The 22,437-nt window shown below is 43.0% G+C and carries 10 protein-coding genes and 1 pseudogene; 9 read left to right on the top strand and 2 right to left on the bottom strand.

What is annotated here, in order from left to right; all coding sequences use genetic code 11:
* Nucleotides 1–49 precede the first annotated feature (49 nt).
* The 7 genes and pseudogenes from MHI27_RS07210 to MHI27_RS07240 all read left to right on the top strand — a co-directional run bounded on the left by MHI27_RS07210 (nt 50) and on the right by MHI27_RS07240 (nt 11,184).
* Nucleotides 50–3,853, top strand: coding sequence for a GH32 C-terminal domain-containing protein (locus tag MHI27_RS07210; protein WP_405175922.1), 3,804 nt, complete (start codon nt 50–52; stop codon nt 3,851–3,853).
* Nucleotides 3,854–4,384: 531 nt separating this feature from the next.
* On the top strand, nt 4,385–5,788 hold the full coding sequence (locus tag MHI27_RS07215; protein WP_405175923.1) for an ABC transporter substrate-binding protein: 1,404 nt from the start codon (nt 4,385–4,387) through the stop codon (nt 5,786–5,788).
* A 74-nt stretch (nt 5,789–5,862) separates the two neighbouring features.
* On the top strand, nt 5,863–6,786 hold the full coding sequence (locus MHI27_RS07220; RefSeq protein WP_076284357.1) for a carbohydrate ABC transporter permease: 924 nt from the start codon (nt 5,863–5,865) through the stop codon (nt 6,784–6,786).
* Entirely contained in the window at nt 6,783–7,652 is an 870-nt protein-coding gene (locus MHI27_RS07225) for a carbohydrate ABC transporter permease (protein WP_341061450.1), read from the top strand. The genes MHI27_RS07220 and MHI27_RS07225 overlap by 4 nt, the downstream gene beginning before the upstream one ends.
* Before the next feature lie 305 nt (nt 7,653–7,957).
* Complete coding sequence (locus MHI27_RS07230; protein WP_405176700.1) at nt 7,958–8,938, top strand: ROK family protein; 981 nt, start codon at nt 7,958–7,960, stop codon at nt 8,936–8,938.
* Nucleotides 8,939–9,200: 262 nt separating this feature from the next.
* Nucleotides 9,201–9,455, top strand: a pseudogene (locus MHI27_RS07235) (MFS transporter); the annotation flags it as partial.
* Nucleotides 9,456–10,002: 547 nt separating this feature from the next.
* Nucleotides 10,003–11,184 carry a sensor histidine kinase gene (locus tag MHI27_RS07240; protein ID WP_405175924.1) on the top strand — a complete coding sequence of 394 codons (1,182 nt, stop codon included), beginning with the start codon at nt 10,003–10,005 and terminating at the stop codon, nt 11,182–11,184.
* A gap of 202 nt (nt 11,185–11,386) precedes the next feature.
* Here the strand turns inward: MHI27_RS07240 and MHI27_RS07245 are convergent, their stop codons facing one another.
* Nucleotides 11,387–13,318, bottom strand: coding sequence for an ATP-dependent DNA helicase (locus tag MHI27_RS07245; protein WP_405175925.1), 1,932 nt, complete (start codon nt 13,316–13,318; stop codon nt 11,387–11,389).
* A 334-nt stretch (nt 13,319–13,652) separates the two neighbouring features.
* Here MHI27_RS07245 and MHI27_RS07250 point away from each other — a divergent pair, with 334 nt between their 5' ends.
* Complete coding sequence (locus MHI27_RS07250; RefSeq protein WP_405175926.1) at nt 13,653–14,099, top strand: V4R domain-containing protein; 447 nt, start codon at nt 13,653–13,655, stop codon at nt 14,097–14,099.
* Between the two features lie 117 nt (nt 14,100–14,216).
* On the opposite strand, the gene MHI27_RS07255 is transcribed toward MHI27_RS07250, so the two are convergent.
* Entirely contained in the window at nt 14,217–16,871 is a 2,655-nt protein-coding gene (locus MHI27_RS07255; RefSeq protein ID WP_405175927.1) for a cation-translocating P-type ATPase, read from the bottom strand.
* Between the two features lie 516 nt (nt 16,872–17,387).
* Between MHI27_RS07255 and MHI27_RS07260 the strand changes: the two genes are divergently transcribed.
* Nucleotides 17,388–21,833 (top strand): endo-1,4-beta-xylanase, encoded by a 4,446-nt coding sequence (locus MHI27_RS07260; RefSeq protein WP_405175928.1) that lies wholly within the window; start codon nt 17,388–17,390, stop codon nt 21,831–21,833.
* Nucleotides 21,834–22,437: the final 604 nt, after the last annotated feature.

The raw sequence follows: 22,437 nt of genomic DNA on the forward strand, positions 1-22,437 counted from the left end.
CCTCCTTCTTGTTTTTCAATATTAATGATAGAAAAAGAGGGCAAAGAAGATGAAAAATAAAGGAAAATTCGCAATATGCTTTCTTATGGCAACAGGACTTGTAATGACTTCAGCAGGCATTTATGTAGCAAATCCCGGGACTGGATGGGCTGCGCTCGCTGAACATGAGGTAAGCAAACGAGCTAAGGAGGGACTTTCTATTTTTGAAAGCGTAACCAATACAAAAACGAATTCGACAGGTTGGCAAATAAAAGGAAAAGGTAACTTGGTGGATACTCCTGAAGGAATCTTACTGACTTCCGATCCACAAGAAAATGTAATGGCAATCTCCGAAACGGTGTCAGAGGATTTTATCTATGAAGCTGACGTCATGATCAAGGATATGCAAGCTGATGCGACCTTATTGTTCCGTTCTAATGAAGATGGCTGGGGTTCCTACATGCTCCAAATCGTACCGAATGCAGGTATGATTCGTTTACAAGACGCAAGTGGTGGTGAAGGGAAATTAAAAGAGGAGCGAAAAGTTACAGTCAAGGTAGGCGAAATCTATCATCTCAAGGTGAAAGCAGAGGGGTCATCGCTGAAAGTATATTGGGACAATGCATATAAACCTGTAATTGAGGTTCAGGATAACGCGTATCGTACAGGTAAGCTAGGACTCAATGTATGGGATGGTTCTGTTTTGTTCCAAAACATAATCGTAAGTGATCTGAAAGGAAATCTAGGTGCTGTGGTTACAAATCAAGGACAATGGCAGCCTAATATCAGCGGCAAAAAAGGAATGGTAGTAAACCAGAGTAAGTCACAGCAAATTTATAACAAAAAAGCTGCTGATTTTGTATATGAAGGAAATATATCTCTTCGTCCTGATTCTGTTGCAGCGCTCGCCTTTCGTTCATCGGCTGATGGAACAAAGGGATATGAAGCTGCCCTTACGAAGGAAGGAAATCAGGTCCGTGTAAGCTTGACGAAAGCTAACGGAACAGACATTGCAAGTTCACAGCATACCTATCCAAGTCAGACCGGAGCAAAACATCACGTAGAGATAAAGGCAAGTGGAAACAGAATTCAGGTCTTCCTAGACGGATACACCCCGGCTGCAATCGATCTAACAGATAAAACCTACACCGATGGATATGCAGGAATCGTCGTTAAACAAGGAACGGCTTACTTCCAGGATACTTATGTGACGGATGCTAGCAGTTATTATAATGAAAAATATCGTCCTCAATATCACTATACGCCAATTCGTGGTTCTGCAAGTGATCCGAATGGACTGGTCTATTTCGAAGGAGAATATCATCTATTCCATCAGGACGGAGGCACATGGGCACATTCTGTCAGTAAAGATATGCTGAACTGGAAGCGGCTTCCGATTGCGCTACCGTGGAATGATCATGGACATGTCTGGTCTGGATCGGCTGTGGCAGATTTGACGAATGCATCAGGCTTGTTCGGGGATTCAGGAGGTAAGGGGCTAATTGCCTACTACACTTCCTATAATCCCGATGGCCCGAATGGGAATCAGCGTATCGGTCTTGCATACAGCAAGGACCAAGGTCGTACTTGGGAATATTCCAAGGAACGTCCAATTGTTATTGGAAATCCCGGCGATAATGGAGATGAGCCTGGAGGTTGGGATTTCCGTGATCCGAAAGTGATTCGTGATAACGACAATAACAGGTGGGTAATGGTTGTATCCGGTGGAGATCATATTCGTTTCTTTACTTCAACGAATCTACTTGATTGGACCCTGACAGATAGTTGGGGATACGGGGATTATGTTCGCGGCGGTGTATGGGAATGTCCAGATTTGCTTCAACTTTCGGTAGACGGAACATCACAGAAGAAATGGGTTCTGATGATTAGTACAGGAGCGAATCCAAAAACAGGCGGATCAGATGCTGAATATTTTGTGGGTCATTTAACAGCGGAAGGTAAATTCGTTAATGATAATCCGGCAGGGAAAGTATTGCGAACTGATTTTGGAAAAGAATTCTATGCATCAATGTCTTTTTCGAACATGCCAGATCATCGCAGCGTAATGATGGCTTGGATGACAAACTGGGACTATCCGTTTGCTTTCCCAACGACCCATTGGAAGGGCGTACTGTCAATCCCAAGAGAAGTCTCATTAGTGACGACAAAAGATGGGATTCAGCTCGCTCAAAGTCCGATCAAGGAGTTGGAATTGCTGCGTAGTCAGCTGTATTCTACTGTTAACAAAGAGGTGAGTCCTTCTTCTCAGAATCTATTGAAAGGGGTTACCTCTGGTGCATACGAGATTGAAGCTGAAGTAGAAATTCCAACAGGTAGTCAGGTTAGTGAATTTGGTTTTAACGTTCGTGTAGGTGGAAGTCAGAAAACGGTAGTTGGATATAAACCTAGTGAGAGTCAGATTTTCGTGGATCGGTCTGCATCTGGTTTGACGGATTTTTCGAGTTTATTTAGTACAAGACATGAAGCGCCAATGCAAACGGAGAATAAGCGTGTTAAGATGCGTATCCTTGTAGACGAGTCTTCTGTTGAGGTTTTTGGCAACAACGGTAAAGTTGTTTTCTCTGACGTCATTTTCCCGGATCCAGCCAGCAGAGCTTTGAGCTTTTACACCAATGGAGGCAACGTAAAGGTCGTATCTCTGAAGGTGAATCGGTTAGGCTCTGTATGGAATCAGGAGTCCAATTCCGCTACCAAGATAATGATGGATACAAATGATCGTGAACTGAGCAAGGGGCAAAGCGACAAACTCTTGGCAATGGTAGAGAATGGAACAGGTAATGGTGCACAGCCGCTGAAATGGAATTCCAGTAACAAAGATGTAGTTGAACTAAACATGGCAGATAACTCACAGGCAACCATTGTAGGAAAAAAAGAAGGCGAGTCTATCATTACTGTCTCTACTCCAAATGGGAAGACATCAACAAGCGTATTAGTTAAGGTAACTGATGGTGAATTTCATACGAACTTAAGTGGGTGGACTAAAGATCTATCTGCAGCTTCTTGGGTCATTAGTGAAAATGGAATTCGTGGAAATTACTTGAGTGACGCGAATTATATCGCAGAGAAGCAGGCTGGAGACTTTACTTATGAAGCAGATATGATGTTAGGGAAATCCGGGGGAGCAGGCTCTATGTTGTTCCGCGCCAGCGAAGATGGACGCAGCGGATACTACTTAAATCTGGATCCGAATATGAAGTCCGTACGTCTCTTTTATAAAATCGAAGGCCGTTTTGAAGAGCGTCAAATACTGGCGAAAGTTCCGACGTTCATTCAGCCGGGTCAAACCTATAAAGTAAAAATCGAAGCGAAGGGCCCGCATATTGTAGTTTATGTGGATGGGCAGAAAGTGATCGACCTCCAGGACGGCACATTTGCAGAAGGTCGCTTTGGACTACATGTATTTGGCGGATATGCTTCATATCAAAACGTTAACGTGAGCGGAGAAACACCTGCCAACTTGACCACATCCAGTCTAGTAAATGCAAAACTACAGAAATCTCTCTATACAGCAAATCTTGCAAATGGTGAAGCTGTTACCCTGAAGGATGCGAATGTTTCTACGGATCAGAAGTGGGTAATCGTGCCGACGGGGGATGATGCAGGTTCCTATTCCATTCGTACAACAGCCGGTCAGGCGCTTGATCTCGACACAGGGCAAAATAAAATTCAGTTATACCATTATCTCGGATATAACAATCAGCGTTGGATTTTTCACAAAAATGATGATGGTACCGTAAGTATTATTTCTGCTCATCATAAGAAAGCGCTGGAAGTATCAGCGGATGGGTCGACACTGTCTCTAAGCGAGCTTGATCCTACTCTTGATCGACAAAAATGGGTAATTACGAATTAACATGAGAATGATGGAACTAATGGGAGAGCGGCTAAAATTGGCGGCTCTTCTTAAGAAGTCGATCTTAAGATTGAAACTACGAGTTTCATTTGTTGCATATAGCAGCTTATGTGTAAAAATGCTAAATAAGCAGAGCAGTGCTTCTCCCGTTGGGGTAGGAGTGCGGCTCTGCTTATTAACGTTACTGCAAGTGAATATTTTGATCCGCTGATTCTGCCGCTATGAAAGAGATGAATCTTTAAAGTTGAAATATTTAAAAATCAGGTTGAAAAATGCTATTTTCCCTAATGGAAAATCATGACACAATATCAATAAAGCGCTTACTTCATAAAAACATCCCAAGTTCATGAATACTCTATACCACTTTTTTTAAAAAAATCACGATATTAAATGTCGTATCCACTGGTCAAAATTTCGGATTCGAAGCAAAGGTTGAAATTATTAAAAAAGTTGGTACTAAACGTTTAACTCAATTACTTAGGGGGTCAAACGGTTAGACATATCTAAGTAATTATGAAGGGGGAGAGGGAATTGAGAGTAGGTAAAGTATTCGGGGTAGGTATTCTTTCAACTGCACTAGCATTAAGTGTCATTGGTTGTGCGAAAGACGAGACAAACACAGCAACCGAGGCAACTGATGCACCCAAAGCATCCGAGAACGCAACTTCCAAGCCTGAGGAGAAGGTCAAGATTATCTATTCGATGTGGGGAAGTGCGGAAGAGGGAAATGTAACCCAGGGAGTGGCGGATAAATTTAATGCTTCTCAAGACAGAATTGAAGTAGAAGTACAAGCGATCCCTTGGGAAAACTACATGACCAAGCTGAATACAATGGCAACGGCAGAGCAATTGCCTGATACAGGGATGCTCAGGGAAGATGGTGTCGTTCAGTGGTCTACCCAAGGCATGCTGAATGATGTGAATACAATGTATGAAGGAAGCGACAGCAAACCACTGGATAGCTTAGCTTACAAATATCAAGGGAAAACCGTAGCCTATGCGGCTGCCAATGAAATCTTACTCCTCTATTACAATAAAGACATGTTCGACAAAGCCAGTGTACCCTATCCTCCAGCCGTTTTGGATAAAGCGTGGACATGGGACGAATTTGTAACAACAGCGAAGAAGCTGACCATTGATAAAAATGATAAACATCCTGATGAGAGTGGCTTTAACGAGCAGAGTATTGTTCAGTTTGGCGCATCCGTTGAGAACTTACCATGGCAGCTCGAGACCTGGGCGCTTGGTAATGGCGGGGGGTTCTATTCGGGTGATGGGACTAAGGTGAGAATTGGAGAAGACGCCAGTATAGAGGGAATTCAGAAGGTTGCAGATCTTTACTTGAAGGATCATGTTGCTCCGTTGTCTGTCGGACAGACTGATGATGGTATTCAACGAACCATTATCGCGGGAACTGTCGCCATGGCTACTAACGGTGCGTGGAACGTGGGAACTAGTCTGAATAAGGCCAAGGAAGAAGGCCTGAACTATGGCGTTGCTGTATTGCCTTACATGAAGGATAAGGTTACCCTCAACACGGGTGGAGCCAATGTCGTGTTCTCCCAGACTAAGCATCCAAAAGAAGCGATGGAATGGCTGAAGTGGTACAACTCTGAAGAAAATAACTGGGGACTCATTAGTTCAGGAATCTGGATGCCGACGCTGGAAAAATGGTATACGGATGAAACCCTTACCCGTAAATGGGTGGAGAACCCTAACTTCCCTGCTTATGAAGAATACAAATCTGCAGTAGTTGATTATGCTCAATCTTCTGCTGTGAAACCAGCATCGTGGTTCTACACGAATCATACGACGGAGTTTAACACCTTGCTTGGATCGATTCTAGGGGATGTGTGGACTGGAAAGACGACTGCTAAGGACGCTATCACGAAAAACCTCGATGCTTTGAAAGCTTCGAATAAAGGTAGTAACTAAGGTCTGGAAGGATGGCCGCTGCTATGCTCACACACGCGGCGGCCATATTTTGATCATCAGGTGGGGAGAGAAAAATGGAAACTATTAATAAATCTCCGAAGCGCCGTTCACGCATTAATTCAAGTGAGGCACGCGTTGCGTATATCCTGTTGATTCCTGCCTTCCTCGGGCTGATCTTTCTGACGTATCTGCCTCTTGTTGGGGTGCTAGGAATCAGCTTGACGAATTGGACAGGATTGGCGAAACCCAAGTTCGTGGGCATCGAGAATTACATAAATCTATTTACCACCGATCCTTATATTAAAGATTCCATTATAGCAACGATCTACTTTGCCATTTTATCAGTAGTTGGAAGTATGATTTATTCACTTTTTATCGCAATGCTTCTGAATCGTAAAATTCCGGCACGAGGTTTTTTTAGAGCGATTTTCTATGTTCCATACGTTTTGCCGGCAGCTGCAATATACGTAGGATGGTCCTGGCTATACGAGGCTAATTTTGGCTTTTTCAACTTTTTGCTCTCCGAGGTTGGTTTGAACAAAGTTTCTTTTATCGCTGATTCCAGCTATGTGGTTCCTTCTCTATCCTTGATTTCGATCTGGTTATCAGGAAACTTAATTGTTATTTTCTTAGCTGGACTTCAAAATGTTCCGGGCGTCTATCATGAAGCGGCTGAAATGGATGGTGCCAACGGATGGAAACGATTCTTGCACATCACATTGCCATGCATGTCACCCATTATTTTTTACAATTTGTTAATGAGTTTAATTGCTAATCTCCAGATCGTTACGCCGGCTCTTGCATTAACTAATGGCGGACCGGGTAATTCTTCACGTTTTTTGACTTATCTAATGTATGATCAAGCATTTGTAAATTACAAGTTAGGGTATGCTTGTGCGACAACGTTAGTTATTTTTGTTATTCTTGCAGGCTTTACTGGTGTATTATTCAAAACCTCCAACCTATGGATCTTTAATGAAGGAGGCGATGACAAATGAGTGTAGCCACATACGGAAGATTAAAGAGCAAAAAACGTAATACTCAATGGATGAACCTGATCTCGTTTGTCGCTGTCATTTTCTTTACTATACTCGTGCTCTTTCCGATCTGGTGGATATTTCGCACATCGCTCATGTCGAATGCCGAGATATACAAATATCCACCTTCACTGCTGCCAGGAAATTGGTTGTTTTCAAACTATGGAGAAACGCTAGAGATATTTAAGTTTTGGAAATATTTATGGAACACCATGATTATTATTGTACCCGCCTGTTTGGCAGGAACCTTTACAGCCACTTTATGCGGTTATGCCTTTGCAAGGCTGCGCTTTTGGGGCAAAAAATTGATTTGGGCACTTTGTGTCGGTTCGATGCTTTTACCTGCAATGGTTACACTCATTCCGCTATATATTGGGTGGACGAGGGGCTTAGGAATCCATGATAGCTATCTACCATTGATTTTGCCTTATTTCTGTGGCGGTGGCGCTTTTAATATCTTTTTGATTAGGCAGTTTATCATGTCTATTCCGAGAGAGCTTGATCAAGCAGCAACGATCGATGGTGCTGGATATTTCCGTATTTTGTTCAGTATTATTATACCGGCAATTAAATCTGCAATGATCGTCGTCGCATTATTTATCTTTATCGGTTTATGGAACGATCTACTTCAACAGATGATTTACATAAACTCAAGCGATAAGTATACGATAGCCTTGGGACTGACCGCTTTTAGAGGCCAACTCAAGCAGGACTGGTCACTGACGATGGCGGCTACGTGCATGTCCTTTGTGCCGGGCGTCATTTTTTATCTGATTGGTCAGAAATATTTCGTAGAAGGAATCACTTTGACTGGATTAAAGAATTAACTCTAATGGCTAAAGATAGCTAGTAGAAGACATGGAGGATTTAATTTCCATCGGGCGCTATCGTTAATTTAGATGATAATTAGAGATTCACGATAGAGTCGTTTTACAAGCAACTTGCCAACAAGGAGGTTGCTTTTTTGTTAATATGGACCCCGAGATATAATAGTTAACACTGTCGTATTTAAGGTATGAAGATGAAAACTAGACGACATTAAGGTACAATCATACTTAAACGGAATACCTGATGAATTGATCCATACGTTCATCGAGCAGGGGGGCTTATGAGAACAGCAAACGCCAACTTAATGAAGGAAATTAATCTTAACAACGTTCGTCAAGTGATGAAACGTATAAATACAGCCACCAAACCCCAGCTGGCAGCACTGACCAAACTGAGCGTCGTAACAGTAAACTCATTAGTCAAGGAGCTGCACGAGTTAGGTGAGCTGTTCGAAGACTTGACTGTACCATCAAACGGCGGTAGGCCAGCACAAACTTATCGCTACAATTACAACTTCAGCCTCGGGCTGGTTATTTATCTGAAGGATAAAGAGGGACAGGTACTGATTTCAGCCACCGTTGTGAATTTGGAGAACGAGATTCTGGCGAAGGATGAACATATCATTCCAGTCTTCGAAAGACAATTTTTTTGTGATATTATTGAACACTCTATAGCCTTGTATCCTTCTATCAAGGTTATTGGCATAGGCATTCCGGGACAGGTTGTCAACGGCGAAATTAAAGTCAGCAGCCACCATGAGCTGACTGGCTCACGGATGATTCAAGAGATTGAGCAACAATTTGAGTTGCCTATCTTGGTTGAAAATGACGTTAATGCAGCTATCAGCGGATATTGCATGAACCAGGGAGAGGAAGAGGAACAGTACTTGCTTGGTCTTTACTTTCCGAACAGGTACCCACCTGGCATGGGTATCTATCTGAATGGAAAGATCCTTAAAGGTAATCAGGGCATGTCAGGGGAAATAAAATTCCTGCCCGACATGCCTGACTGGAGTCTCGAGATGGGCAAGGACACGTTCATTGATACTGCCTGCCGGATTATCCAAACCCTGAATGCTGTTCTTGCTCCGGACAAAATTGTAATATATCAGGATAAGGTGGAATTAGAAATCTGGACATCTGCTTGGGAAGCTTATCAGCTTCGACATCCAATGCCCATTTATCCACAGATTGTTATGCAAGATACATTTCAAGAAGACTTCGAGGCCGGCCTGCGCTGGTTGACATTGAAGTCATTGGAGCCGGATTTGGTCGAGCTCCATTAAGAGGTTGTGCCATAAGTCATGAGATGAATGACTTATGGCACAAGCCTCTTTTTTTTAGGTAATCAATATGAGTATTGATCCAATTGCTGATATGCACTGCACACTAATGATACGGCTCCAGATCAGTGAATGGGTTGCTTGACAAAGGAATACTTATATCGCATACTTCATACATAGACTTTATAAAGTATATTTATTAAGTGTATAAATATATTTCTTTACGCGTGCAACGAATCATTTTTATCACGAGGGGGAAGCATGCTTGTCTACCTGGTTTTTGATTATTATATATCTGGCTTTTATCAGTCTAGGACTTCCTGACTCTTTACTCCGCTCGGCAGGTATCGTGTCCATGATCATTGCGGGAGGGACCATCGTGTCCAGTCTCTTCAGCAAAAGGATGGTCGAGCGTCTGGGTACGGGTAGAATCACATTGTTCAGTTGTTTCCTTACTGCGGTTGCGCTACTTGGATTTTCCATCGCTCCATCGATGCTCTGGTTCATAGTATTTTCCCTACTAACATTGATGTTTTTGAGTACAGAGACGATTAATAGATTGCTGATAAAACCCACGCAAGGGAGGGGATAAAGAGATGGTTTATATCATTTTATGCGCAATCATCTGGGTAGGAGTGTATTTGAATCTAGCCGCATCGAAGGAATCGATGGATGTGAAGCCTATTCGTTCCGTGAATGATCTGTTTGAATAACCAAGGAGCAACGTAAAAAGCATTTGATCCTGGATCAAATGCTTTTTTGATAGTACAAAGACATTATCGTTTCAATTGCATAGTTATACTAGTATGAGGAAGGTTAGCCTTTTGAAGGTAAGTAGGGGCTAACAAGCTCCCCTTGGTTATATAGATTTATCATACAAGTAATCAACACCCCAAATCATTCCGTTACAGGCGGAATAACTTGGGGTGTTGCATTTTTTATAGCGCTTATAATTATTAATTAAGTAAAACTATTGGTTTTGTGAAATATAGTGACTTACTGTTACTTTTGAAGCAGGAAAATATACATATATATTGAATACAAAACAACAAAGAGGGAGGATGAAAATGTCATATAGAGCAAATGCATTACGTTCGTCATTAACCCTAGCTGTTCCAATTATTTTAGATAGGCATTATCATTCTATAACTATGAAAAATATCGAATCCGCCTGGTTTATAGAGACGCATAAGGAATTGTTAGATTCAACATTCAGCACGATATTAATGAGTATGATAGAGGCACTGTTCTTGGATTCCTATGGTTACGACCAATACCTAAACCTACTAGAAAAAGAGGGGGTGGAGCGAGGGATTTATACAGCAGAAATATTCGGTGATCATTTTGATATCTTACTTGAAATGAGCAAGGATTTAAACTTAATCGCTCAGAATATGATGTTTAAGATCATTGAAGAGATGGAAGATGATTCTACGACTCGATTGTTTTTTTATAATCGTTTAATGGAAAGCAACTGGACCGGTTTTACGGGCTTTGCAAAGGGGTATTTATCTAATAAAAATCAACAGATTGACAATTTGCATGAACAAAAAATTGCTGTTATGGGACAAATGGCAGCTGGTATGGCACATGAAATACGGAATCCGCTTGCTTCGATTAAAGGATTTGCCCAGCTTGTAAATAACAGGCTATATGAACCGGTGATCAAGGCGGATGAATTGCGTGCGTATCTGGATATAACCATCAAAGAGATTGATGCTCTGAACGGATTAGTAACGGACTTCCTAGTACTGGCTCGAAAAGGAGATAGTTCGAAAAATACCGGCGTAGTATATAACGTTATCGAGGTTATACATAGAGTTAATAACATCGTGAATCAACTCATACTTAGTGATGATATTATTCTTTCCGTGGAGTATTCTCTAGAGAAAGTAATGACGTATGGAAACGCCTCTCAACTAGAACAGGTAATCCTTAACATTTTAAAAAATAGTATCGATTCATTCACAGCGTTTAGAGGCAGAATAGACATTACAGTTAGCACCGCTAATGAGACTAACGAAATTATCCTTATTTTTAAAGACAATGGAGAAGGAATTCCACTGGATAAACTAAATCGAATATTTGACCCATTCTTTACAACCAAGCAAAAAGGGACAGGAATTGGATTATCAATTTGTAAACAATTAATAGAAATGTATGGGGGACAAATTAAGGTGGATTCAGAAGTTCAGGTAGGTACTAGCGTGATGGTTATTTTGCCTTGGGTAAATGATTATCACATTTGAGGCTACGAACAATTTGAATGATTGAATGAAGGATGATAAATGGATCATCAGCTTCGGAGAGCTGATACAGCAAAAATAAACAAGCCTGGCACAGAAGCTCTTCAGGCTTGTTTGTTTTTTTTATGCTGAAAAGGATCATCCAAACGATACACAGTATCGCTATTCAAAAATACGCGTTCCTTAGAGGACGGTACAGCCTATTCTACTTAACGCTAAGTTGTATCTCTTTTTCTTTTACAAACTTCTCCAGCACTCTAAAATCCTCGGTAACCTTTTTAAATGGTAAAGATTCCAATGCCTTATCCCGGTAATCCTTTTTCGCAGCAGCAGACAGACGGGAATCAAGTATGCTGAGTACACCAAGGTCAGTCTCACTACGGATCAGTCGCCCGGTTCCTTGTCTTAACCGAAGCAGCATGTCCGGTACAAAAACGTCATTTAAGGGATCCTTCGCCAAAGATGCCTTATATTCATAGACAGGATCGGAAGGAACAGGGAAGGGCAGACGGAAAATAATTAACTGCGACAAATCAGAACCTTCGATGTTCACGCCTTCCCAGAATACACCGGTACTAAGAAGGACGCCTTTACTGCCACGGAATTCAGCGATCACCCCGTCCTGAGACGATCCTTCTCTTTGAACATGCACCGCCCATGCAAGCTTCTCGGATTTTAACTTATTATGAATGTACTTCATATCTTCCTTCGCTGAAAAAAGAACCAATGTCCGTCCGTCCGTTAAATTACAGAGCCTCAGCATTTCCTTGTATGCAGCTTCAAGATAACCTACCTTGTTTTGATGGTTATAGTAAGGGATGTCCTTAGCAATATACAGCATGGTGTGGTTGTCATAATCAAACGGCGAAGCCTGGCGCTCCATATAATCTCCCTTGTAACCGAGCGACTGCGTCAGATATGCATATTGTTCCTCTAGTGTTTCTCCGGTTTGGCACATGGTTGCTGACGTTAAAATAACAGATGTTTTCCCGTTAAATAAGCTATATCTTAGGAACTGGCTTATGCCTTTAGGACAGATACTAATAGTGGCCTCACGCTGGGTATTGCTTCCCCAAATCAAGTAGTTATCCTGGACTCCGGCGAGTACATCAAAGAGATCTATAAGTCCGTTCATAGCTTCAAAAAGATTATCGATCTCTCGCTCATGCTTGGAAGTTAAGACGGATAAGCTGAGGTTAAACTCTTTCAAAACCTGAGCCCCCCGCTTTAACGGAATCCCTGTGATCTCCGACACTTTTATCCGGTCATTATCCTGCTTGGCTGTTTGCAGCAAATCCGCTTCTACCTGTTTGAAAATATGACCCACGCATCTTTTTAAAAATTTAAATTGCGGCAAAAGGCCGTTATCTGCGGATTGCTTGAAGAGAATCTGTAAGGTGTCATCCAGAATACGGCAGGTTCCCCGGTATGTAAACTCGAGCGTTCTAGCATCTCTAACCTTTGCTTCCAGATTATGAGCTTCATCAATTACGATCAGAGCTGGCCGTTCAGTGATTAATCCCTTCGTTCCTTCTTTTTTCTTGATCAAATCACGGATGAGCAGGTCCTGGTTGACGATAATAAAATCCATGTCGCTGGCGTCGGCGTTAATCTTCGCTCTCATCTCGTAAAATGAACATGTACTTTTATAATGGCATCGTTCAAATTTACAATCATTCACACAAACATTAGACCATACTGCATCACTAACCCCGCCCTTAATATCTGCTCTCTCATCAATGTCATAATTCACAATACGCTGGGCTAGCGTAGATAGAGGAGAGCTTGAATCATCAGGTTGTAACAGGTCTGTTGCCCTGTATCGGCAAGCATATTGCCCCATGCCTTTTCCGACTACGGAGCGAACCGATGTAAATCCGAGCCGGCTTCCGATGAATCTCAGATCTTTATGGATCTGTTCTGAAAGTTGTATGGAGGATGTTGCAATAATGATCGGTTGCTTTGAGACCTGGTTAATGAGCAGGCTGGGAATGAGGTATGCAAAGGACTTACCGATGCCGACACCAGCTTCAATCATTGCGTTTCTACCATTAATATAAGCATCAGCGATATCCAGAGACATATCTTGCTGGCCGATCCGCTCTTTAAGTCCAATCCTGGGAAATCTATCATACATCCGAAAGATGGCATTGACTAAAGAGGGTTCGATGTCCTTTTTTAGCTCCCGCTTCTGTAATTTATATAGATCACTTAACCAGCTAATAACGACCGCCTCTTTTCAAAATCAATTTTCTTCCAGTCCCAGTTTTTTGGGTGAGGTTGTAATTATCGTAGATGAAGCGCTAACAGTCAAGTGTCAGAATATAAAATAATGATTTTTAACCCTTGTTCTTCCAATCATTAGAGATAGGAAGTGCGTAGGATCACAAAGCATTTATTGGATACGTTTATACTCAATATATCAATTAAATTTAAAATATAAATCACATAAGAATTTGGAGGTTACTTGCATGGATCATTTTACTTTTACAGATATGAAAAAAATAAGGAGAGAAAATTTGGGTGATGCTGTACCCTTAGAGCTTTTCAGAACGATTAGACTTATTGGATTATACCAAGCGTTACCCATGAATGGTAAGGGCACAACGTTGACCATAGGAAGGAAAATTGGGGAAGAGTTTGGTGTTACCTCAGTTAATGAACTATTCGGGTTATTCGAACAAATGAAGATAGGGATCCCAATAATAACCCATGAAGATGACAAGGGAATGTCAATTGCAGTACACGATTGTTTCTGCGAAGGGTTACCTATTATGGAAGGGAAAATGGTATGTGACCTAGAGGGGGCCATTATCGAAGGAGCACTTAGCAAAATACGTGGGAAACGAGTTTCCGTCCGGGAAGTGAAATGTAATGTTCATGGGGATGAATGTTGTGAATACATAGTCAAATATTAAAATTTACGTGATATTTCGATCATATTACGGATGTTTGAATCAGATCTGTAAATGACAGAAGAACAGCGATTCTCCATCCTTGGAGAATCGCTGTTTTGATTTTTTGTTCAATTGTGATTAAGAAGCTGATTTAGGAGTAAACGCTCTACGAATAACCTTCGTCAATTCCATTAGGATGACGGCGCCGAGTGCCAGACCGCTTGCAATCAGCCAATCGGACATTCCGAATGAAGCCGGAATCGAGAAGATTTCTCTAACTCCTGGCAGAACCGCAATCCCGTAAAAGGCAAAGCAGACCAAAACGGCTCCGATGACGTATTTGTTGCTGAAAAACCCAGCTTCAATAGCTGTTTGACTGTTCGAGCGAGCGGCAAAGGTCTGAAGTGTACGAGACAGAATCAGGGTTGTAAATGCCATAGCCACGCCCATATCAGGGGAATGCTGGAGTCCGATATACAGGGATATAATTACGGCTATACCTATAAGTAGACCACGGGTAATAATAGCCTGCATCATTCCTCCGGCAAATATACCTTCCTTCAGTTCCCTTGGATTTCTATTCATCACGTTAGGTTCAGGTTTCTCCATACCAAGGGCAATGGCGGGCAGTGAATCATTCGCCAGATTGATAAATAGAAGCTGAATCGCTGTGAAGGGATTAATCCAGTCGAAGATCAGGGCAAACAGAATGGCGATAATCGCACCCAGGTTGCCTGAAAATAAATAGGCGATCGCTTTTTTGATATTGTCGAATACCGTTCTGCCCACAGATACAGCATTCACAATGGATACAAAATTATCATCGGTCAAAATCATGGCAGCCGCATCTTTAGCAACATCGGTTCCACTGCCCATAGCAACACCGATATCTGCTTGCTTCAAGGCAGGCGCATCATTTACACCATCACCGGTCATAGCTGTGATTTTGCCTTTTCGCTGCCACGCCCGGACAATTCTGATCTTATTCTCCGGAGAGACTCGGGCGTACACACCAATCTGCTCAAGCTTATTATCCAATTCTTCGTCGGACATGGCATCAAGCTCTTGACCGGTTACGGCAATTTCTTTTTCGGTCATAAGGCCGATATCACGTCCGATCGCTTGTGCGGTTGTCTTATGATCACCAGTAATCATGATGGTCCGAATTCCAGCCTTCTTGGATTCTGCGATCGCGCCATAGACAGCTTCCCGAGGGGGATCAATCATAGCTGTCAAGCCTACGAGCACCAGATTTTGTTCATCCTCAAGCCCCACTTCAGTGACTGTATTTGGTACAGTTTTGTAAGCATAGGCAAGTACACGTAGTGCTCTGCTGGAGAATTCCTCATTGGCTTCAATGAAACGATCAAGAACTTCCGGTGTCATCGGCACTTCTTGTCCACTTAGTAGTACATGCGTACAAAGACTAAAGAGTACATCTGGTCCGCCTTTAGTAATCATTGCTTTTTGTCCGTTAAAAGTGTGTAAGGTCGTCATTAGCTTGCGATCCGAGTCAAAAGGAAGTTCGGCTTCACGAGGGAAATTGTCGCGTATTTCCTTGTAATCTTTATTCATGCTGTTACTGAAGGCAATAAGTGCCACCTCAGTTGGATCGCCTAGTTCTTTACCATCTTCATTAATGTTAGAGTCGTTACAAAGCACGGCAATGTGTAGGAGGCGCCGGGCTTCCTCAGACCATTCTTCGGGCTCTTGATTGAATTGATCACGATCACCTTCCGGTAAAAAGTAATCTACAACCGTCATTTTATTTTGGGTCAGAGTACCGGTTTTGTCCGTACAGATGACGCTGGTTGATCCAAGTGCTTCGACAGCTGGCAGCTTACGAATAATCGCATGTTGCTTAGCCATTTTGTTCGTACCTACGGATAAGACAATCGTTACGATCGAGGAGAGAGCTTCAGGAATAGCGGCGACTGCCACAGCGACTGCAAACATTAGGGCATTCAGGATGGCTTCCGTGGTATCCACTGTATCATTCGACAGCCAAACACGTCCGGCTTGGATGGCAAAGATCAAAACGGACAGCACGATAATCGCTACACCCAACTGCTTGCTAAAGGTTTCGAGCTTACGCTGTAGTGGCGTCTGCTTGGCTTCGGCACTCTCAATGAGTTCAGCGATTTTGCCGATTTCGGTTGTCAGTGCAGTTCCTGTTACTACAAGAGTTCCACGGCCATATACAACGAATGAACCGCTAAACGCCATATTACGACGGTCTCCGAGTGGAGATTCCTTCGCGATGGTATCCGTATGCTTCTCTACAGCTTCGGATTCTCCGGTCAGCATGCCTTCATTGATCTTCAAGCTTCCCGATTCTATGATACGGCCGTCGGCAGGTACGAAATCTCCAGCCTCCAGTAATACGATATCACCGCGAACAAGCTCTCTGGCAGGGACGGTTTTTAAGGCTCCATCCCGCAACACTTTAGCCTCGGGTGCCGACATCTGCTGCAGGGCATCAAGTGAACTCTCCGCTTTACGAGTTTGGATGACACTTATAACTGCATTGAGAATCAACACGAGGAAAATGATAAGCGACTCCATAACTTGACCCATAACAATCTGGACAATGGCCGCAATAAGCAGTACGACCACCATAGGGTCCTTGAAATTTTCAAGAAAAAGCTTCCAGAGGGGATCTTTTTTCTTTCCTTTTAATTCATTGTAACCATCACGTTCCAGTCGTTTGTCGACTTCTGCCGACGTAAGCCCGTTAGTTGTACTCTGCACTTCCTGTAAACTGTCTGTTACATTCTTGCGGTAATACTCCACTAATGATAGCTCCTCTCCGCTGTGCTGTGTCTTTTTTTAGGTCTCATAAGCTTCGATTTACTGCATAAGTGCACATAACTGCGTGTTCTACACAAGTATGGTATATCAGTTCGTCAAATCAGTAGACTTCAGGACCTATCTTCAAACTTACGATTCAACTTGGCGCAAGTTTCAAAATATGGAGCTTAGTATGCGCATATCTAAAAAAAGATCATTCGTAATCGTCCATATTGTGAAATCTTTTTAATGAATAGTATTGGATTACCTATGAAGAAGTCTTTATACATGGGAAGACATAGGGAATTCCTGGATCTTTCGTGTGTTTTCCTATGATTATGGGGGGTAACACCTTTAGTATTAGTATAGTTGTCAATTGTGTCGGAGTTGTAAAATGGTGTAAGCACATATGTAAGCGGTTACAAATGGGGGGTGAATCTCTAAAGTTAAAGACATTGGCTACGCCTAAGTATCAGGAGGATAGCTCATTTTAAAATCACTGGAGGAGGAATGCAACAAATGAGTAGAATGTTCAAACAAGTCATCTCGATCTTACTCGCAGCTGCTTTGCTTATTCCGTCTAGCTGGCTGGCTCCGATTACGGAAGCTGCAGCACCCGATGCGACAGTACCATCAGACTCAGTAATGGTATATCACGAAACCTTTGCGAATGGCAAAGGCATCGCAGGCCAATCGGGCAGTGCTAGTCTTACGCCTGTCACCGATAAAGCATTTGCTGGCAATGCTGACGGAGCGGCTTTATATGTAAGCAACAGAACAAATAACTATGACGCGGTTGATTTCAAATTTAGTGACATGGGCCTAGAAAACGGTAAAACCTACATGGTGACCGCATCCGTTTATGTTGACGCTGATGTGACTGTACCTAGCGGCGCACAAGCTTATCTCCAAACCATAAACAGCTATGGTCTTTTGGCAAGTGTAAATTATGAAGCAGGTAAAGCGATCACCTTGACTAAAGAATTCACTGTGGATACGAGTAAAGATACGACGCTACGTATTCTGTCGGACGAGATTGGTAAAGCCGTTCCGTTTTACATTGGGGACGTCCTCATCACGGCAAAAAAAGCGGTAACAGAAACGGATAAAGAAATTTATCACGAATCTTTTGTGAGTGGCAAGGGTTTAGCTACACAATCAGGTAGTGCTAATCTAACAGCTGTCACCGGTAAGGTTTTTGCTGGTAATGCTGATGGTGCCGCATTATATGTTAGCAATAGAACAAATGACTGGGACGCGGCTGATTTTACTTTTAGCGACATAGGCCTGAAAAATGGTAAAACCTACACGGTGACCGCAACAGTGTACGTTGATCCTGATGTGACTGTACCTAGCGGTGCACAAGCTTATATACAAGCGATAGGCAGTTATGCCCTTTTGGCAAGTGGGGATTATGAAGCTGGCAAAGGGATCACTTTGACGAAAGAATTCATCGTAGATTCGAGTAAAGATACGAAACTTCGCGTCCAATCGAACGCGATAGGGAAAGCCGTTCCGTTCTATATCGGCGATGTGTTGGTTACAGAAGAGGTGACAGCAGAGCCGACACCAATACCAACACCAGAACCACCTAGAGATCCAGCGTTGCCTTTTACCACGGTTACTTTTGAGGATCAAAAAGCAGGTGGTTTTGAAGGCAGAGCAGGTAGCGAGACGCTTACTATTACCGATGAAGCGAATCATACGGATAACGGTTCATATGCTTTAAAGGTAGAGGGCAGAACGAGCACCTGGCATGGGCCTTCATTACGTGTGGAGAAATATGTGGACAAGGGCTACGAATATAAAATTTCGTTATGGGTCAAGCTGATCCAGCCTGCAAGCTCCCAGCTTCAGCTGTCTACCCAGGTTGGCAATGGAAGCAGCGCCAATTATGTACAACTCGCACCTAAAACCATCAGCACAAACGAAGGCTGGGTTCAGTTCGAAGGCACATACCGCTATAACAATGTAAGCAGCGAGTATTTGACCATTTATGTGGAAAGCTCAAGTAACAGTACTGCATCTTTTTATATCGACGACATCAGCTTTGAAAAAACAGGATCGGGTCCGGTTGGTATTCAAAAGGATCTGATTCCCATTAAAGATGCTTATGAAGATCATTTTTTGATCGGAAACGCAATATCTGCGGAGGATTTGGAAGGCGTAAGACTTGAACTTCTGAAAATGCATCATAATGTCGCTACGGCAGGTAATGCCATGAAGCCGGATGCGTTGCAGCCTACAAAGGGCAACTTCACGTTCACTGGTGCGGATGAGCTTGTAGATAAAGTGTTGGATGAGGGAATGCAGATGCATGGCCATGTATTGGTATGGCATCAGCAATCACCAGCATGGATGAATACAACATCAGATGCAGACAACAACACGATCCCCTTGGGACGGGATGAGGCTCTAGATAATTTGAGGGCTCATATCAAAACCGTTATGGAGCATTTTGGCGATAAGGTGATCTCCTGGGATGTTGTCAATGAGGCGATGAGTGATAACCCGTCTAACCCAACGGATTGGAAAACTGCACTGCGATCCGCCCCATGGAAGAGTGCTATCGGCGCAGACTACGTAGAGCAGGCATTCCTGGCGGCAAGAGAAGTTCTAGACGCGAATCCTGATTGGAATATTAAACTCTATTACAATGATTATAATGAAGATAATCAGAATAAAGCGCAGGCCATTTACAGTATGGTCAAAGAAATTAATGATAAATATGCGCTCACTCACCCTGGTAAATTGCTTATTGATGGTGTCGGCATGCAAGCACATTACAGCATCAATACAAACCCGGAAAATGTGGAGCGGTCCTTGGAGAAGTTTATTTCCTTGGGCGTCGAAGTTAGCATTACCGAGCTGGACATTCAGGCTGGAAGCAACTATCAGCTTTCTGAGAAGCTCGCTAATGCTCAAGGTTATCTGTATGCGCAGTTGTTAAATATCTTCAGAGCTAACGATGAGCATATTAAACGCGTTACCTTCTGGGGTATGGATGATAACACGAGCTGGAGAGCTTCATCCAATCCACTACTGTTCGATAAGAACTTACAAGCCAAGCCAGCTTACTATGGCGTTATCGATCCTGATACCTTCATTGAAGAGCATGAGCCTGAATCGGTTGAAGCTAATCATTCGACCGCTAAATTCGCTGCACCTGTCATTGATGGAACGGTTGACGAGATCTGGAGTCAGACCGCTGAAATGCCGATCAACCGTTATCAAACGGCTTGGCAGGGTGCGAGCGGAGTGGCAAAAGCACTCTGGGATGATCAAAATCTTTATGTCCTGATCCAGGTTAGCGATACGCAGCTTGATAAGAGCAGTGTGAACGCACATGAACAGGATTCGGTTGAAATCTTCGTGGACCAAAACAATGGGAAAACAACGTTCTATCAAGAGGATGATGGGCAGTACAGAATCAATTTTGACAATGAGACTTCATTTAATCCCACAAGCATCGCAGCTGGTTTCGAGTCGGCGACTCACATTTCCGGAACAAACTACACGGTTGAAGTGAAGATTCCGCTTCATGGGGTAACTCCGGATGACGATACAAAGCTTGGTTTCGATGTACAGATCAATGATGCTAAAGACGGCTCACGTCAAAGTGTTGCGGCTTGGAACGATACAACCGGTACTGGATATATGGACACATCTGTTTATGGTGTACTTACCCTCAAGGGGAAATCTACCGGTTCGGAACCGACGCCAACACCAACGCCAACACCAACTGGTAGTAGCAACACTGGTAGTGCAGTAACAACTCCACAGCCTGTAGCCATTGCAAACAAAGAGGGTGTTGTTACGATTACACTGGAGGTGAAATCCGATAACGGGCTTGCCGTAGGCACGATCTCCAGCGACAACTTGAAAAAGGCGCTTGAACAGGCTACCGCAGCGGCAAACGGCAAGAAACGAATCGTAATCGAAGTGCCACAGCAAACGGATGCGAAAGTATATGATATACAATTGCCAACCCAAAGCTTGATGGGGAAAGAAAACTTTGAACTATTGCTTAAGACGGAAAATGCTACAATCCAAATTCCAAGCAATATGCTGCCCGACTTAACAGACCTTGCTGAGCAAGTGTCCATACGCATAAGTAAAGTCTCTGCCGACAGCCTGAGTGCAGCTACCCGCAATTTGATCGGCAACCATCCAGTTATTGATCTAAGCGTAGTATCAGGCGATAAAGTCATTCCATGGAATAACCCTAACGCTCCCGTCACGGTATCCATACCGTATACACCGACAGCGGAGGAGCTAAGTAATCCGGATCTAATCGTTGTTTGGTACATCGATGATAAGGGCAACGTAGCTCCGGTTCCGAATGGTCGATATGATGCTGCAACCCAAACGGTTGTATTTCAAACGACCCACTTCAGTATTTATGCAGTAACCTCTGTAAAGAAAAACTTCGGAGACCTGCAGAGCGTATCTTGGGCAAAACAAGCCATAGATGTTATGGCAGCTCGCGATGTCATCCAAGGAACGAGCATGAATAATTTCTCACCTGCTGATTCTATGAAGCGAGCGGATTTCATTGCTCTTCTCGTGAGAGCGCTTGAACTGAAGGGAACGGGCAAAAGTGCAGCATTGTTCAGCGATGTCCAAAAGACGGATTATTATTATGATGAACTGGTCATCGCGAAGGAGCTGGGAATTGCCACAGGCTTTGAAGATGATACGTTCCGACCAAACATTGAAGTCTCTCGCCAAGATATGATGGTGCTGACTGCGCGTGCGCTAGCGGCATCCGGTAAGCAAATCAAGGCGAGTGGAACTTTAAATGCTTATCTGGATGAAGCAAGCATCTCCAGCTATGCGAAAGACAGCGCATTATTGTTGGTCAAATTCGGAGTTGTGAACGGAAAGAACGATAGAATTGCGCCTAACGACACGCTTACACGTGCTGAAGCAGCAGTTATCTTGTACCGCATCTGGAAGCCGTAGGCTAGCTTTGAGAGAAAGTCTTTATAGGCGGTTACAAGAAATATCAAAAAAAACGTAACGACAGAAAACAGCGATTCTCCCATCCATGGAGAATCGCTGTTCTTGTTTTTGTATAGAACACAACGGATATGGGCTATGCCAGAAATGAGTTCAAGGGGTGCACGAAAGGAGTACCGGAGCCCGTGTTTATTGGCTTCTTTATAGGAGTTGCTTTTTGTTCCTCGCTTCAGGGTCAAACCTATAGAATTATGGGGAAATCCTCCCTATAATTCTACATTAAAAGCTCATGTGGAGAGATTATAGGGAAATCATCCCTATAATTCAGCTGAACTCGGTGTGTTTTATTGAAATTAACCAATATATAGGGAGGAATTCCGTATAATCTGCTCATATAACAGCTGTGAGCTAATTTATAGGGAGGATTTCCTTATAACACGTTTTACCTAAGCAAAATGCTCCCCTACATTGGAGTTTTTCTCTCCAAACCACCGAAAATCTGTGGAAAGTACAACAAGGCGTGCTCCGTAAGCTACAAATTTAAACTAATAGAAGCCAACACACCCAACAGGGTAATTTGTTCGTCGATCAATATAGAGAAGATTTC

It is taken from the genome of Paenibacillus sp. FSL H8-0261, from assembly GCF_045040645.1.
Lineage (GTDB): Bacteria > Bacillota > Bacilli > Paenibacillales > Paenibacillaceae > Paenibacillus_AQ.

What these genes read in the sequence shown, in the direction of transcription:
- MHI27_RS07225 (WP_341061450.1), top strand. Translation starts at nt 6,783, where the DNA reads ATGAGTGTAGCCACATACGGAAGATTAAAGAGCAAAAAACGTAATACT.
- MHI27_RS07250 (WP_405175926.1), top strand. Translation starts at nt 13,653, where the DNA reads ATGGATCATTTTACTTTTACAGATATGAAAAAAATAAGGAGAGAAAAT.
- MHI27_RS07220 (WP_076284357.1), top strand. Translation starts at nt 5,863, where the DNA reads ATGGAAACTATTAATAAATCTCCGAAGCGCCGTTCACGCATTAATTCA.
- MHI27_RS07210 (WP_405175922.1), top strand. Translation starts at nt 50, where the DNA reads ATGAAAAATAAAGGAAAATTCGCAATATGCTTTCTTATGGCAACAGGA.
- MHI27_RS07260 (WP_405175928.1), top strand. Translation starts at nt 17,388, where the DNA reads ATGAGTAGAATGTTCAAACAAGTCATCTCGATCTTACTCGCAGCTGCT.
- MHI27_RS07230 (WP_405176700.1), top strand. Translation starts at nt 7,958, where the DNA reads ATGAAGGAAATTAATCTTAACAACGTTCGTCAAGTGATGAAACGTATA.
- MHI27_RS07245 (WP_405175925.1), bottom strand. Translation starts at nt 13,318, where the DNA reads ATGTATGATAGATTTCCCAGGATTGGACTTAAAGAGCGGATCGGCCAG.
- MHI27_RS07240 (WP_405175924.1), top strand. Translation starts at nt 10,003, where the DNA reads ATGTCATATAGAGCAAATGCATTACGTTCGTCATTAACCCTAGCTGTT.